The organism is Fructilactobacillus sp. X7R4C1, assembly GCF_059901115.1.
Window position 1 is genome coordinate 1 of record NZ_JBWXVD010000025.1, and the last position, 265, is coordinate 265.

Annotated in this window: 1 pseudogene; it reads left to right on the forward strand. The window is 43.8% G+C overall.

From position 1 onward, the window contains the following. Nucleotides 1–265, forward strand: a pseudogene (locus AC6UC9_RS07020) (ABC transporter permease); the annotation flags it as partial.

Consider the following 265-nt stretch of genomic DNA (forward strand, 5'->3'; position numbering starts at 1 on the left):
CCATGACAACCTTGGCACAAAATGTTGGCGGCGTGACGGTTCATGGCGACAGTGATCAGTTTGCCCAAGTTGCGGCTAAATCTTGGTCGATATTAACTGGCATCAAAGTGGCGAATATGGGTGACACGATGCTACTTTACGTTTTTATCGGCGTGTTCGTCATTATTTTCGGCTATGAGTTCAGTCAAAAGGTTTACAAAAATACCTTGATTTCGGGTATCTCCCGGTTACAGTTTGTCTTAGCCAAGTATTTGGTGATGTTACT